Origin of the sequence: Erwinia sp. JH02 (genome assembly GCF_013074405.1) — a bacterium.
In the GTDB taxonomy this organism is placed as follows: domain Bacteria; phylum Pseudomonadota; class Gammaproteobacteria; order Enterobacterales; family Enterobacteriaceae; genus Erwinia; species Erwinia rhapontici.
Window position 1 is genome coordinate 518,249 of sequence record NZ_JABANZ010000002.1, and the last position, 14,775, is coordinate 533,023.

At 56.5% G+C, this 14,775-nt stretch carries 13 protein-coding genes; 4 read left to right on the forward strand and 9 right to left on the reverse strand.

The window, feature by feature from the left end:
* Positions 1 to 5: 5 nt before the first annotated feature.
* From HHI26_RS07115 to HHI26_RS07140, 6 genes are read right to left on the reverse strand one after another with little or no spacing between them, the layout of a single operon-like run.
* Complete coding sequence (locus HHI26_RS07115) at positions 6 to 2,339, reverse strand: molybdopterin-dependent oxidoreductase (protein WP_241008232.1); 2,334 nt, start codon at positions 2,337 to 2,339, stop codon at positions 6 to 8.
* A complete protein-coding gene (locus HHI26_RS07120) occupies positions 2,339 to 3,100 on the reverse strand; it encodes an SDR family NAD(P)-dependent oxidoreductase (RefSeq protein ID WP_133843532.1) in 762 nt (253 codons plus the stop codon). Before HHI26_RS07120 ends, HHI26_RS07115 begins: the two co-directional genes overlap by 1 nt.
* Positions 3,101 to 3,106: 6 nt before the next feature.
* Positions 3,107 to 3,562, reverse strand: coding sequence for an S-ribosylhomocysteine lyase (locus HHI26_RS07125; RefSeq protein WP_133843534.1), 456 nt, complete (start codon positions 3,560 to 3,562; stop codon positions 3,107 to 3,109).
* A 34-nt stretch (positions 3,563 to 3,596) separates the two neighbouring features.
* Positions 3,597 to 4,265, reverse strand: coding sequence for a methionine ABC transporter permease (locus HHI26_RS07130; protein ID WP_133843536.1), 669 nt, complete (start codon positions 4,263 to 4,265; stop codon positions 3,597 to 3,599).
* The gene (locus HHI26_RS07135) at positions 4,258 to 5,271 is read right to left on the reverse strand and encodes an ATP-binding cassette domain-containing protein (protein WP_171148839.1); all 1,014 of its coding nucleotides are present in this window, start codon (positions 5,269 to 5,271) and stop codon (positions 4,258 to 4,260) included. The genes HHI26_RS07130 and HHI26_RS07135 overlap by 8 nt, the downstream gene beginning before the upstream one ends.
* An 8-nt stretch (positions 5,272 to 5,279) precedes the next feature.
* A complete protein-coding gene (locus tag HHI26_RS07140; RefSeq protein WP_133843540.1) occupies positions 5,280 to 6,086 on the reverse strand; it encodes a MetQ/NlpA family ABC transporter substrate-binding protein in 807 nt (268 codons plus the stop codon).
* Between the two features lie 216 nt (positions 6,087 to 6,302).
* Here HHI26_RS07140 and HHI26_RS07145 point away from each other — a divergent pair, with 216 nt between their 5' ends.
* The 3 genes from HHI26_RS07145 to HHI26_RS07155 all read left to right on the forward strand — a co-directional run bounded on the left by HHI26_RS07145 (position 6,303) and on the right by HHI26_RS07155 (position 9,823).
* Positions 6,303 to 7,481: an aminotransferase class I/II-fold pyridoxal phosphate-dependent enzyme gene (locus tag HHI26_RS07145; protein WP_171148840.1), complete on the forward strand. Its 1,179-nt coding sequence runs from the start codon at positions 6,303 to 6,305 to the stop codon at positions 7,479 to 7,481.
* Positions 7,482 to 7,610: 129 nt separating this feature from the next.
* On the forward strand, positions 7,611 to 9,566 hold the full coding sequence (locus HHI26_RS25615) for an S-type pyocin domain-containing protein (RefSeq protein ID WP_277395210.1): 1,956 nt from the start codon (positions 7,611 to 7,613) through the stop codon (positions 9,564 to 9,566).
* Complete coding sequence (locus tag HHI26_RS07155) at positions 9,566 to 9,823, forward strand: immunity protein (protein ID WP_133843548.1); 258 nt, start codon at positions 9,566 to 9,568, stop codon at positions 9,821 to 9,823. Before HHI26_RS25615 ends, HHI26_RS07155 begins: the two co-directional genes overlap by 1 nt.
* Before the next feature lie 38 nt (positions 9,824 to 9,861).
* On the opposite strand, the gene HHI26_RS07160 is transcribed toward HHI26_RS07155, so the two are convergent.
* Entirely contained in the window at positions 9,862 to 10,752 is an 891-nt protein-coding gene (locus HHI26_RS07160) for a LysR family transcriptional regulator (RefSeq protein ID WP_133843550.1), read from the reverse strand.
* Between the two features lie 92 nt (positions 10,753 to 10,844).
* Here HHI26_RS07160 and HHI26_RS07165 point away from each other — a divergent pair, with 92 nt between their 5' ends.
* On the forward strand, positions 10,845 to 11,645 hold the full coding sequence (locus HHI26_RS07165; RefSeq protein ID WP_171148841.1) for an isocitrate lyase/phosphoenolpyruvate mutase family protein: 801 nt from the start codon (positions 10,845 to 10,847) through the stop codon (positions 11,643 to 11,645).
* A gap of 56 nt (positions 11,646 to 11,701) precedes the next feature.
* Here the strand turns inward: HHI26_RS07165 and HHI26_RS07170 are convergent, their stop codons facing one another.
* Positions 11,702 to 13,288: a methyl-accepting chemotaxis protein gene (locus HHI26_RS07170; protein WP_159338617.1), complete on the reverse strand. Its 1,587-nt coding sequence runs from the start codon at positions 13,286 to 13,288 to the stop codon at positions 11,702 to 11,704.
* 95 nt (positions 13,289 to 13,383) lie between these two features.
* Positions 13,384 to 14,658 (reverse strand): EAL domain-containing protein, encoded by a 1,275-nt coding sequence (locus HHI26_RS07175; protein ID WP_159338616.1) that lies wholly within the window; start codon positions 14,656 to 14,658, stop codon positions 13,384 to 13,386.
* Positions 14,659 to 14,775 lie beyond the last annotated feature (117 nt).

The window sequence follows — 14,775 nt, forward strand, 5'->3', positions numbered from 1 at the left end:
AAGATTTATCGCGCAGGTGAGGCTTCGTGGTCGGGGACAAACTCCGGCGGGTCCCAGGCGGTGATCGGCGGCAGCGGCGCATCGAAGCGGACAATCTCCACACGGCAGCTCTGCGCCGTACACCCCTGACCCAGCCGCGAACTCCCCCGATCGTCGGTTAATACGTTCGGATTACCGTGTTTATCCAGCGGCTGCGCATCGCGGGTATTGATCGGGTCATACCAGGCGCCCGTTGACATCTGCACCACACCCGGCCGTATGCCGTCACTGAGATGCACCCCGGCGAGCAGTGAGCCGCGTGCGTTAAACACGTTGACGATATCGCCCTCCGAAAGGCCGCGCTGCGCGGCATCCTGCGGGTGCAGCCACAGCGGTTCGCGCCCGGCAATCTTTGTCTGCTGGCTGATTTTGCCGTGATCGTACTGGCTGTGCAGCCGCGTGCGTGGCTGGCTGGAAAGCAGATGCAGCGGCCAGCGCGGGTCGTCAGCCTCCGGCGCCAGCCAGAACGGATGCCCCGGGCACTCCGCATAGCCGAACCCGGCGACAGTGGACGAGAACAGTTCAATTTTGCCGGAAGGCGTGCTGAGCGGTGCACGCAGCGGATCGGCACGAAACGCCTCCAGCAGGATCTGCGGCGTTTCCGGGCGCGGATACTCCAGCTTGCCGCGCTGCCAGAACGCGTCGAACAGCGGCAGCTCAATGCCCTCCTCCTGCGCACGCGGCCGGGCCTCGTTGTACATCGCTTCCAGCCAGCCGCGCGTATCACGCTGCTGGGTAAAGTCGTCGCCAAAACCGAGCCGGTTAGCCAGATCGCTGAAAATCGCGTAGTCATCGCGAGCCTGCCCGACTGGCGCAAGGTGCTGGCGCATGGCAATCATAAAGCCGTCATTGCTGGCGCTGCCAATATCTTCCCGCTCCAGCGAGGTGGTGGCAGGCAGCACGATATCGGCAAATTTGGCCTGCGCCGTCCAGTACTGCTCATGGACGATAATCGTTTCCGGGCGACGCCAGGCGCGGGTCAGCTTATTCAGATCCTGGTGATGATGAAACACGTTGCCGCCCGCCCAGTACACCAGGCGGATATCAGGCCAGGTCTGCGTTTTACCATCAAATTGATAAGATTCGCCGGGATGCAGCAGCATATCGGCGATGCGTGCGACCGGGATGCGGGTGGTCACCGCATTCACGCCCGCAGGCAGGCGTGGCCCGGAAAAGCGATGGCGGTCCGATCCGGCAAGATTCGTTGAGGCATAGCCAAACCCCAGCCCGCCGCCGGGGGTGCCGATCTGCCCCAGCAGCGCCGTGGTCGCCACCACCGCCCAGAATGCCTGCTCGCCCTGGCGTGCACGCTGCACCGACCAGGCAACATTGATCATGGTTTTATGGTGCGCCATCTCGCGCGCCAGTTCGCGAATGCTGTCAGCGCTTAAGCCGGTGAGCGGCGCGGCCCACGCCGGGGTTTTCACCACGCCGTCATGCTCTCCCAGCAGATAAGCACGGTACGGTTCAAATCCCACCGTGTGGCTGGCAACAAAGTCGCTGTCATATAAACCTTCGTCCACCAGTACCTGGCACACCGCCAGCAGCAGCGCCGTGTCGCTGCCGGGTTTAATCGCCAGCCAGCGCGCATCATCAACCGCCGACAGATCGTTTTTCACCGGGCTGATATTGATAAAGCGCGTGCCGTTACTGCGCAAGGTGTCCAGCCAGTGTTGCAGGGCGTGATCGTTCGCGCCACCGCCGTTAACCTGCGCATTGCGTAGCGGCAGGCCGCCGATCGCCACAAACAGCTCACAGTGCTCTGCCAGCACCGGCCAGTGGGTGTGCTGGCGCTGGAGATCATCCAGATCGCCGAGGATATGCGGCAAAATGCGCTCCCCTGCAGCAATGCTGTAGGTATTGGTGCTGCCCGCGTAGCCACCGAAGCCATTGAGGAAACGGTGCAACTGGCTCTGCGCATGGTGAAAACGTCCGGCACTCGACCAGCCATAAGATCCGGCATAGATCGCCTCATTACCGCGCTCCGTTTTTACCCGTTGCAGTTCATCTGCCACCAGCGCCAGCGCTACGTCCCAGCTCACCTCCACAAAGGGTTCGCGCCCGCGCCCGTTACGGGAGGCCGCGCGGTTGTTTAAATAACCCAGCCGCACCGCCGGACGCTGGACGCGTGACGATCCCTGCACGGCGCCCGGAAGGGATTGGCCGATTTTCGACGGATTGCGATCCCACTCCACCGGGCTGATCCCGGTGAGCTGACCGTCGGTGACGGCAACGCGATAGGTTCCCCAGTGCATTACCGCCAGGTCGTGGTTGTCGGGTTTATCGGGTTGTGTGCTCATCAGTGCATCGTCATGCCGCCCGTGACGTTAATCGCCTGGCCGGTCATATAAGAGGAGAGAGGGCTGGCGAGAAAAGCCACCACGTTGGCGACATCAAGAGGCTGTGCCGTGCGCCCCAGCAGTACCTGGGAGCAGTCTTCCGCGTAGATCGCTTCCGGCGTCAGGCCGCGCAGTTCTGCCCCTTCGCGCCGTTCACGCCACTTCATTTCGGTTTCCACAATGCCGGGGCACACCGCATTCACCAGGATATTGTCACGCGCCAGCTCAATCGCCATCACCTTCGTCAGGCCCAGCACCGCATGTTTGGAAGCAACATATTGCCCCATCAGCCGGTAGCCGTTTTTTCCTGCCTGGGAAGCGATATTGATAATGCGCCCGGCCTGTCGCACCTTCATCACGCGAATGGCGGCTTCGGACAAATAACTGAGGCCTTTGACATTCACATCGAGAATACGCTGCCAATCATCATCGTTCATCGCATCCACCGGGCTCATTGCCGAGACGCCGCAGCTGTTCACCAGAATATCGACGCCGCCAAAGGTGGCGACAGCGTCATCAATCAGCGCCTGTGCCGCAGGGCGTGATGCCACGTCCACCGGCACGATCAGCTGACGCTCTTGCTGCTGGCGCGAGGGGGCAGCGATGTCGCCAATCACCACATTCGCCCCTCCCTCGAATAACAGATCGGCAATCGCTTTGCCGATCCCCTGCAAACCGCCGGTGACCACGGCGGTCTGCCCACTGAAATCGAGCATCAGCATCGCAGATTACCTCCTGAAGGCGTCGTCGCTGATGCCTGCTGCAAGGACCTGCTTCGCATACTCCTGAGCGGAGAACAGCGAATGGTCACGGTAGTTGCCACAGGCCAGCGCCGTCACGGCAGGCACATCCGTTGCCGTCACCACACGTTCCAGCACACGTGTTAATGCCGCGGCGATCTCCGCAGGCTGATGCTCATCCCACAGGATCAGATAGAACCCGGTGCGGCATCCCATCGGCGAGATATCGATAACGCCTTCCAGCTCTTCGCGCAGGCCAAAGGCCAGCAGGTGCTCCAGCGTATGCAAGGCCGCCGTGGGAATGGCGTCAGCATTCGGTTGCAGGAAGCGCAGGTCGAATTTCTGCACCACGCTGCCCAGCGCATGGCGTTCATAACCCGCCTGGCGCACATACGGCGCTTTGACAAGGGTGTGGTCGAGGGTGAAGCTCTCTACAACTGGCATGTTATAACTCCTTAAAACGTTAAAAAAAGGGCCGTTATTCGCGTCGGATGCGGCGCGACAGACGGGTGCCGAGTGTCTGAATAAGCTGGACGATGACGATCAGCACCAGCGCTGTCACCAGCGTGGCAAAGGCGTCAAACCGCTGGTAGCCGTAGGTGATCGCCAGGTCACCAATCCCGCCGCCACCGACGGTGCCCGCCATGGCGGTCGCCCCCAGCAGCCCGATGGTTGCCGTGGTCAGGGCGAGGATCAGTGAAGACGCGGCCTCCGGCAGCATAAAGTGCCAGATGGTCTGGCCGACCGTGGCGCCCATCGCATCGGCCGCTTCAAGAATGCCTTCATCCACTTCCAGCAGGGAGCTTTCCACCAGCCGCGAAATATACGGGGCGATAAATACAATCAGCGGCACAATCGCGCCCGCCGTCCCAATGGTGGTGCCCACCAGCAACCGGGTGAAGGGCAGAATGGTGATCAGCAGAATAATAAACGGCAGCGAACGCAGGACGTTGATCACCGGGTTCAGCACCTGATGGACAAAACGGTTCGGCAGGATGCCGCCAGGACGGCACACCACCAGCACAATCCCCAGCGGGACCCCCAGCAATGAACCAAAACCCAGCGACACGGCGATCATCACCAGGGTGTCATGCAGCGCCAGCAGGAACTGATCGCCGGTCACGGCGGTATCGATAAAGTCAAACATGGGTGATTTTCACTCCTGCTTCGCGGAGGTAACGCACGGCGCTGTCGGTCTGCTCTGCCTCGCCCAGGATCTGCACGATCATAAAGCCGAGGATCGTGCTCTGAACCTCGGACATACTGGCGAACAGGATATTCACTTCGATGGCGTAGTCTTTGATAATGCGGTTAATGATCGGCTGTTGCGCGGTAGCGCCAACAAACTCCAGCCGCAGCGTTTGTCCGTTACCGGTACGCTGCAACAGATCGACCACGCTTTGCGGCAGGCGATCGTGGATCACCGACTGGACAAAGCTGGCGGTCACCGCATGTTGGGGGTCGGCAAACAGGGTGAAAACCTCCCCCTGCTCGACCACCCGACCGTTTTCCATCACCGCCACCTTGTTGCAGATTTTTTGGATCACCGACATTTCATGGGTAATCAGCACAATGGTGATGCCGTAGCGGCGGTTGATCTCCTGCAACAACAGCAAGATCTGCACCGTGGTATGCGGGTCCAGCGCCGAGGTGGCCTCATCACACAGCAGCACCGACGGGTTAGTGGCCAGCGCACGAGCGATCCCCACGCGCTGCTTTTGCCCACCGGACAGCTCGTTAGGGTAGCTGTGGATTTTGTCACTGAGATTGACGAACGCCAGCAACTCCGTCACCCGGGCCTGAATAAACGCCCGGTCGCGTCCCTGTAAAATTAACGGGATGGCGATATTGTGAAATACCGTTTTCGAATTCAGCAGATTGAAATTCTGAAAGATCATGCCGATATCTTTTTTTACGGTATTCAGGCGTTTTCCACTGACGTGCTGTAACGACTCACCGTTAATCACCACCTCACCGCTGCCGGGTGATTCAAGACGATTGATTAAACGCAGCAGGGTACTTTTTCCAGCACCGCTGTAACCAATAATCCCGAACACATCACCTTTATCGATATTCAGGCTGATATTATCCAGCGCCAGAATATCATTACCGTTTCTGGAAAAAGTTTTACTGACCTGGCGAAACTCAATCATGGCATTATTCACTTCAGATAGTCAGGGAACAGATAGCCTTTGTACTGCTCATGCCCGAGAATATACTGTTTGAATTCTGCAGAGTGATAACCGGCAATAATGTCTTTAGCGAACTCAGCCTGTTTATTTTTACCGGCGACGGTCACCACATTAATAAATTTACTGCTGGCCGATTCGAGTTTCAGCGCGGAGTCGAGTTTAATGCCGTTGGAGACCGCAAAGTTCCCCTGAATCAGGCCGTAATCGACATCGGGAAGTGCGCGCACCTGCTGTGCGTTATCCATCTCTTTCAGCACGATTTTATACGGGTTTTCCGTAATGTTACGCTGAGAGAAAGTGGCCGCATCGCTGTTGTCGGCGATCTTAATCCAGCCCAGACTTTGCAGGACCAGGGCTGCGCGATACTCGTTTGCCGCCTGATTGGGCACGGAAATAGTGGTGCCCGGTTTTGGGGTTGCCAGCTGTTTGATCTTACCGGCATAAAGCCCCATCGGCGGTGTTGGCACCTGAACAATCCCGGTGTTATCAATGCCCAGGCGTTCATTGACCGATTGCAGGTAAACAGGATGCTGCATAATATTGGCTTCAATATTACCGCGTGCTACGGCATCGTTAACCTGAATGCCATCGCTAAAATCTTTATACTCGACTTTATACCCTTTTTTGATCAAATAAGGGGCAACACCTTTTTCGAACTGCTCTTTATAAGGTCCGGGATTAAACCCGACACGAATTAATTTATCCTGAGCATTAGCAAAAAATGAAGAGGTCGATAACAAAGCAACAACAACGCCGAGAAGAACGGGCTTTTTCATCAATATTTTCCCTGAAAAGAGTGCGAATAAAATTGATTAAATCACAGCCCTCTTCCGGTTGTAAGTAAAACAGCGGCGTTTAATTTTGCTTTTTTGTGATAAGGATAATCAATCATCACATATCTGTTTATTGCACATCGATAGTGATTTTTATCTTTTAGGCCGACATCAACATTAATGTCATATTGAGCCATCACTGTTTAATTCGAGAATACAATGCCTGATTTCGCTGCCTCCCCTCTGGTTAATGCCCTGGAAGAGAACTTATTTAGCGTGCTGGAAAAACTGGCACGAGAGGTGGATACCTCGGAACTGTCACTGATTGACCTGTCGAGCGGCAGCCCGCGACAGCCAACACCGCCTGCGATTATCGCTACGCTGCAAACCACGGCGGCATCACCCGCCAACCATGAATATCCTTCCTTCTGGGGCAAGCCGCAGGTGCGCCAGGCGATCGCAGATTTTTACCTGAACCACTATGGCGTTGAGCTGGATCCGGAGAGCGAAATCGCCGTGTTTCAGGGGTCGCACATCGGTGTGAACGGCATCCCGCGTGCGGTGGTCAGCCCGGGGCAAACGATCATTTCCACCGATCCCTGCTACCCGATGTACCGCTCAGCGGCAGTGCAGTCACAGGCGCAGTTTTACGGCATCCCGCTGGAGGAGAAGGATAATTTCCTGCCCGACTTCTCACGCGTCCCTGAAGAGGTGGCACGCCAGAGCGGGCTGCTGATCCTGAACTATCCGCACAACCCGACCGGCGCGATGGCCACGCCGGCACTGTTCGACGCGGCGCTCGCCTTTGCCCGCGAGTACCACACCCCGGTGCTGCATGACTTTGCCTACGCGGCGATTGGCAGCCATGCCGCCGACATCCCGGCCAGCCTGCTGGCACAGCCGGGAGCGAAAGAATGGGGCGTGGAAACCTATACGATGTCGAAAACGTTCTGCATGGCAGGATGGCGTTTTGGCTTTGCGGTGGGAAATGCCTCGATTATCCGGGCGTTTAAAAAACTGCACACTCACAGTTACAGCACCGTGTTCGGCGCGATTCAGGATGCCGCCATCACAGCGCTGTCGCTGCCTGCATCGCAGATTCAGCAGATCGCCAACGTCTATCACCAGCGCCGCGAGTGGGTGCTGCAAAAGCTGGCCGCCATGAACTGGCCTGTACCGCCTAATCAGGGCACCTTCTTCCTCTGGCTGCCTGTGCCTGACGGAGAGCGTGCCCAGCCGTTTGCCGAACGACTGCTGAAGGAAGCGCATATTATCGTGGCCCCCGGCACCGGATTTGGCCAGGGCGGGGAAGGCTATATCCGCATCAGCCTGACCGCCGATGATGCCGCGCTGAATACGGCGCTGACACGTATTGACGCCTTAAAGCTGTTTAGCTGAAGGGCTGGCATCGTAACGCTGCTCTCTGACACAACAAGGTAGTCTGGTCGTAAGAATGATTCCGGCATAGCCTCTGTTTTACTGTGTATATGCACAGCATTAACGACAGGAAGAGCAAAGGAGAACATCATGCCAGGATTTAACTACGGTGGTGGCAAAGGTGATGGCACGGGATGGAGTTCAGAGCGCGGAAATGAGCCGAGTCCGGGCGGTGGTAGCAAGGGAAATGCAGGCAATCACGATAAAGGCAAAGGGAGTACTTCTGGTAAGGGGTCGGGCACAACACCGGGTATATCGCGATCGGTCGGTGATGCACTGGCCCTGAAAGCGGGCCTGAATCCGGGGGATTTTACCGGCTATTTTATTAATGCTGATGGTAATGCCATAGGAATAAGCCCTCTTGTCGGTGGCGATGCCTTTGGTGTTAACCTTGGCCCGGCGCCTGCAAATCCCGCTGTCGGCGGTGGCAATAGTGGTAACGGCAATAGCGCTAACACACTGAATCCTTTCAATGCGGTGATTGTGACATTTAAAGGTGACACCTCCGATGCGCGCATTGCCGCGCTGAATAAAATCATTGCCGATAATGCACGGATGGCTAACAGCGGTCAGGCCGGGCAACGGATACGTAATGCAGTAAAAGCCACAAAACAGGCTAAGGCGGAGCTTGCCTTGATTAATGCGGCTCGTAAGCAGAAGGCAGCGAAGCAGGCTGCTGAAGCCCGTGCAAAAGCAGAGGCAGCGGCGAAAACGAAGGCTGAAGCTGAAGCCCGCGCAAAAACAGAGGCAGCGGCGAAAGCGAAGGTTGAAGCTGAAGCCCGCGCAAAAGCAGAGGCAGCAGCTAAAGCACAGAGAGAAGCCGCAACCAACCGCCTTCGATCTGCCAGTGTACAGGCCGTACGCGGCGTTGAGATCGGTACGCCCGCATCCACAGCACCTGCCAGTTGGGCCATCGCCTCAGCGGGTGCCATTACGCTAGGTGAAGACGTAGCGGGTAGCCTGTTATCGCGCATTTCTGCGGTACTGACAGAATTGCGTGGTATTGCCGCCGCCAGTCTGGCCGGGCCGGTGGCCGCGACCCTTGCCGGGTTGTTGTATTCTGAAAAAGTGGGTGTGGGAAGCGATGTGGTTCCCGGCCGGGACATCAGTGCCCTGCTGAGTACCGATACCCTGTCCCTGCCGGACGCAAGCGCACTTCTCCGCGCGGCTGACGCGGGTACCCCGATCGATATGGCAGTGCGCGGACGTCTGATCGTACACGACGACGGCACGCTGGAAACCCAGCTGGTGCGCAGCAAAGTACCGGGAAAGGTGCAGGTGGTACGGGCGGTTCAGGATAGCGTCACCGGCTACTGGGGAGTTACCCTGCCCAAAGTCGCTGATGTACAGGGCCCAACCATTCTGGTCAGCCCTGTCAATCAGCCGGGTGCGGGTTCAGCAACGCTGACCGATCCGGTCCCGGTTCCTGAACAGATCACGCATTTCGGTGGCCCGGTGACGGTCCCACAGGGTCCCACTGTGCTGATCACCCCGGTGGCGGAACCACCAGGCATTCACGATATCATTCTGGTGTTCCCCCCTGAATCAGGCCTGAAGCCGCAATACATCATATACAACAGCCCGTATGGCGAAACCAATGCCAAAGGTAAATACAGCGGGCGTGATTACAATAAGGACAAGGCGGGTGGCCCCATTCAGAACCTGGACTGGAAAGAGGCAACCATTGACCGTGCCGGTGTCGACAAGGTAAAACTGCACGCAGGGCGCTTTGGGGAATCGCCGGACAATAAAGTGATGATCGAACGCCTGGAAAAAATTCTGACAGGCGAGCTACAGGTGACCGATACCGATAAGCGTTATTACACTCATGAAATCCGGGAGCTGGAACGGTACAGAAATCTTGGGGTTAAAGATGGTACGTTACCGGAAAGCGTTCAAGAAAAAAAATCAGTTTGGAATAATACTCATACTGCGACGTTAGAAGATTATAAAATTAATGAGAGAGAGCAAACGCTCTATACCGATGCGGCTTTACAAGCCGCATATGAACAAGAGTTGAAGGATGCTTTCAAAGGAGATAAATAATGTCTTTAACAGAAATAGTAAAAAATGAAAGTGTAGAGGATGTATTAACTTTCCTTGGGCCTACATCTGATTATACAAAACTGGATAAGCTGTTCACTTATAACCGATATGACGTCATATCCAGCGGAGAGCTTTCTGCAACGTATGACGAATTATTCAGGAAGGGCGTGCTTCAGGACCTGAACGGACAAGCGGTCAAAGGCCCAAACTGGAAAGAACCGAAATTTGTCACTGACAAGAAGTACGGCATTGAGTGAGCTCCCTTAATTTAGCGCCATCCGTCTGGATGGCGTTTTTATTCGATCGACCAGCGCGCTGAATAAAATTCAATAAACGCACGTGCCGCCGGGCCAATGCGCCGGTTGGGCCGCACGCAGTACAATCCCGTTTCGCGCCCGGTCCACTGCGGCAGCACCTGCACCAGATCCCCGGCATTGATCGCCGCCGCCATCGTTAACGCTGAGTGAAAGGCAATGCCGAGGCCGTCGATGCACAGCCGTCGGGCTGCATCTGCGTTGTCCACGTTAACGCGCCCACGGGGTTCCAGCGTGCGCTGTTCACCCTGAGAAAACAGACGCCAGGACAGACCATCCTGGCTGGCCGCAGAGACAATACACGCGTGCTGCCCAAGCTGATCAATCGTTGTGGGCGTGCCTCTTAACGCCAGGTAGGCCTTCGATGCCACCAGAATGCGTCGGTTCTCCAGCATTTTATGGGCAACCAGTGAAGAATCCTTCATCTGGCCAATACGCAGCGCCAGCATTATCCCGTCAGCCACCAGATCGACGTAACCATCAGACAGACGCAGATCCAGCTGCACCTCAGGCCAGGCCTGAAGAAACGCCGCCAGATGTGGCACCACATGGGTATGACCAAACGCAACAGGTGCGCTGACCACCAGCCTGCCTTGCGGCCTGACCTGTTCGTCGCGCACCCGATCGGCGGCATCGCGCAACTGGCCTAACGCCTGCTGGCATTCAGAAAAATAGCGCTGCCCGGTGTCGGTCAGCGACATCGCCCGCGTGGTGCGGTTCAGCAACTGGGTGCCCAGATGGTGTTCCAGCATCTTGATAAAACGACTGACGGAGGAAGGGGTGATCGCCAGTGCTTCCGCCGCACGGGCAAAACTGTTGTGTTCAACCACAGCGATAAAGGTTTGCACTAAGTGCAGAGGCGGCGCAGGCATTATTGCTCTCAATAAACGAATGAATCATATTGGCAGCTATTATCAAGAAAATTAAGCATGATTAGAATCGTTCTTTTTTTGGAGAACATCTGATGAACACCTCTTCCGCCACCCGGTTCCACGCCCTGCACCACCAGCCCCTCCCTCTGCGTCTGCCCAATGCCTGGGATGCCGGGAGCGCACGCCAGATCGAAATGCTCGGCGCACAGGCGATTGCCACCACCAGCGCGGGCGTTGCCTGGTCGCTGGGCTATCGCGATGGCAACCAGCTCCCGGTCGCAGAGTATGTTGCCCGCGCCGCATCCATCGCCCGCGTGATCAACATCCCCCTCAGCGCCGATATCGAAGGGGGTTATCACGAACATCCTGCCACCGTGGCCGACACGGTAAGACGGATGATTGATGTGGGCGTGGTGGGCATCAATATCGAAGACGGCAGCGCCGATCCACAGTGGCTCTGCCATAAGGTTGAGGCCATCAGAGCCGCCAGCATAAGCGCAGGCGTTGAGCTGTATATCAACGTTCGTACGGACGTCTACGCACGCAATCTGGTCCCGGCCGGGGATAGGGCGGGCGAAGTGATCCTCAGAGCACAGAACTACCGGCACGCCGGGGCTGATGGGCTGTTTGTGCTGGGGTTAGTGGAAGCGCAGGAGATTCAGGCGATTGCCAAAAGCAGCGACCTGCTGCTCAACGTGAGTATCTGGCCCGGTCTGCCATCGTTAGATTATTTGAGTGAATACGGTGTGCGCCGCATCAGCGTGGGATCCTGGTTGCCGCAAACGCTTTGGGCGCACAACGAACAGTTAGTGCGTGGCTTCTTATCGGATAATGAGACCGCGCCGCTGATGGCAACGGCGACGCCCTATTCCGCGATCAACGCGCTTTTTTAACGAAAAAACAGCGCCAGAGAGTCAGGTACACCCAGGGGGCATCCCCCCCTGGACGGTCATACGCGGAATGTATCCGTCATCGCCTGAAGACTGTGGACCTGTTCCGCCAGAGAGTGTGATGCGGTTGAAGACTCTTCCACCAACGCCGCATTGCTCTGCGTGACATTATCCATCTGGCTGACAGCTGTGCTGATTTGCGAAATACCCTGCATTTGTTCACTGGAGGCCAGGGCGATTTCATCCATCGAGGCCGCCAGTTCGCTTACCATGCTCACTACCGCCACAATACTACGTCCGGTATTGTCAGCCACCGTCACACCATTTTCGACTTCTGCCACGGCTTCAGCGATAAGAGACTTGATTTCACGCGCGGCCGTTGCGCTTCGCTGTGCAAGGATGCGAACTTCACCAGCAACCACGGCGAACCCGCGCCCCTGCTCACCCGCACGTGCAGCCTCAACGGCCGCATTCAGCGCCAGAATGTTAGTCTGGAAGGCGATGCCCTCGATGACGCCCGTGATATCACGAATTTTTCCAGAACTGTGCGCAATGTCTTTCATGGTGCTGCCCATTGCCTGGACATGTTCCTCACCTTCCCGCGCCAGTACCGCTGCACCACGTGCAGACGTTGCCGTCTGTGTTGCGTTCTGGGAGTTATTTCTAATGGTGGCCGTGAGCTGCTCCATGCTGGCAGCCGTCTGCTGCAACGCCGCTGCCTGTTGTTCCGTGCGCGAAGACAGCTCGGTATTGCCCTGGGCAATCTCATCCGAAGCCAGTGAGACCGATGCTGCCGTCTCCTTAATCTGCGTCACCAGCCCACGCAGACGGGTCTGCATCACATCCAGCGAGGCCAGCAGACTGGTGGTATCTCTGGCACGCAGTTCAACCGTGGTATGCAGGTCACCATCGGCAATGGCCGAAGCCAGACGCTGGGCCTGGGCAGGCTCTCCTCCCAGTTGACGTTTGATGTGGCGGGTGATCAGCCAGCTCATCAACAGCCCCAGCATGACAGAAGCCACCGTCAGAACGATCAGCGTGAAAAATACGCCGGAGAGGCTTTGCTGCGACTGAACGGCGGTGCCTTTCGTCACCCGGCTCTGATAATTGACCATGTCATCAATCGCCGCCAGATAGGCATCCTGGGTGGCCTGAAGAGGGCCGGTAATTAGCGCACGTTCACCCTGCATGTCATTGGCACTTTTCAGCTGTAGAAGCCGGGTCATAACCGCGACAAACTCCGGCTGTGTTTTCTCAATAGCAGCCAGCAGTCCGGAGGCTTCCTCCACTTCTTTCAGGTTAATGCCTGGCAGCGATTTCGCGCCCTCGACCAACTGGCGAAAATGGGTAATGATCGCCTGATTATCGGCCTGAGCCTGTTCAATTTTCACCAGGGTATCAGACGCAATCGGGCCATTTTCCGTGGCAAGTGCCCGCAGCATCAGCTTGGATTGCAGGCTGGTATTGTCCTTAACCGTTCGCAGTATCTGCAGGTCATCCAGACGCGCACTGGTTAACTTCTGCTGATCGTTGGCATCGGAAAGTTTAATGCCCGCAAAGACCGACACCATCACTCCGCCAGCAATCACCGCCAGAAAGGCCAGGTTCAGCATCACACTGAGTTTTATATTATTTTTTCTGAACATGTTTTCACCTTAGGCAAAGATTGGAATTTCAGGCTCTCTGGCAACTGAGTGAGAGCCCATTCTCAATCTTGTTATCGGCAAAGACGGCAGAATATTCAGCCGGTAACCCCGCAACCGTGTTTCGCAGTAAATGCACGAAAATCACTCATGCTGAGTGGACGGGAAAAGTAAAAGCCCTGAAACGCCGTGCAACCGAACGCCTGCATCACCGACCATTGTTCAGCCGTTTCAATCCCTTCGGCCAGTACTTCCAGCTTCAGCTCAAGCCCCATCCGCGCAATGTTCATGGCGATCACCGCTCCTTTTGGTCCTTCCGTTGCTCCGGAAATAAAGCTGCGGTCGATTTTTATCTGCTCCAGCGGCAGGCGACGCAGATAACTGAGCGATGAAAATCCGGTACCGAAATCGTCGAGGGAGAAGCGGAATCCGGCAGCGGCCAGCGCATGCATTTTCGCCACCACGGTTTCAATATCCGTGGCGAAAACGCTTTCTGTCAGCTCAAGCTTAACGCGCGAAGGGGACACCTGTGTCACTTCGGCCTGGCGTATCAGATTGGGGACGAAGTCTGGCTTCATCAGATGATCAACGGTGATATTCACGGAAAGGGTCAGATGCGCGGTCGCCGGGTTATTCTGCCACTGCGCCAGCTCCCGGAAGGCGCTGACAATCACCCAATCGCCCACGGCGGGCATCAACCCTGCCTGTTGTGCATCAGGAATAAATTCCGACGGCGGGACCATCCCCTTGCCAGGGCATTGCCAGCGCAGCAGTGCTTCAGCACCGTTGATCTGCCCGGATGAATTGAACAAAGGCTGGTAGAACAACACAAACTCGTTATTGTACAGCGCATGCTGAATGGCCCTGATTTTTTCGTTGCGGCGGGAGAAGTCAGCATGCATCGCCACGATGCCACCACACAGAATAGCGGTCGCCAAAATGGCATTCACTAGCGAAATAAAGAAGCGCAACGGGTGCGGGAGTGGGCTGGCGAAAGGGAAAATCAGGTCAGCACTGCTGAGGGCCATAAATGACAACAGGCTGGCCGCTATCAGCGCCATCTGCACCCGCGTGGGTTTGCGTTGATAGTTAATGTATCCCACCAGCGCGATGGTAAGAAGATAGAGATGCGTGGTTCTGGGAATACCGTCATCCGGCACATCACACAGCAGACAATAGCCGACCGCATACGCCATATGCACCCCCTGCGCCAGCATCAGCCCGGTGGAAAAGTTGCCACGCATCGCAATTCGCCAGCTACAAACTGCCGCACCTCCCAGCACCAGCAGCGAGATGACAATTCCCCACTCCTCCAGGGCAATGAACACCGCCAGCCATCCCACGATGACCACAAGGCCACTGAGAAAGGCCATCCGGCATATAAATTCAAGGTGTTCATCATTGGGAGATGTCCCCCCTCTTCTTCCTGGCATGACGAAGATCACTCCATATAAATGGACCCGTATTTTATTATATTTTTGTATTCTATT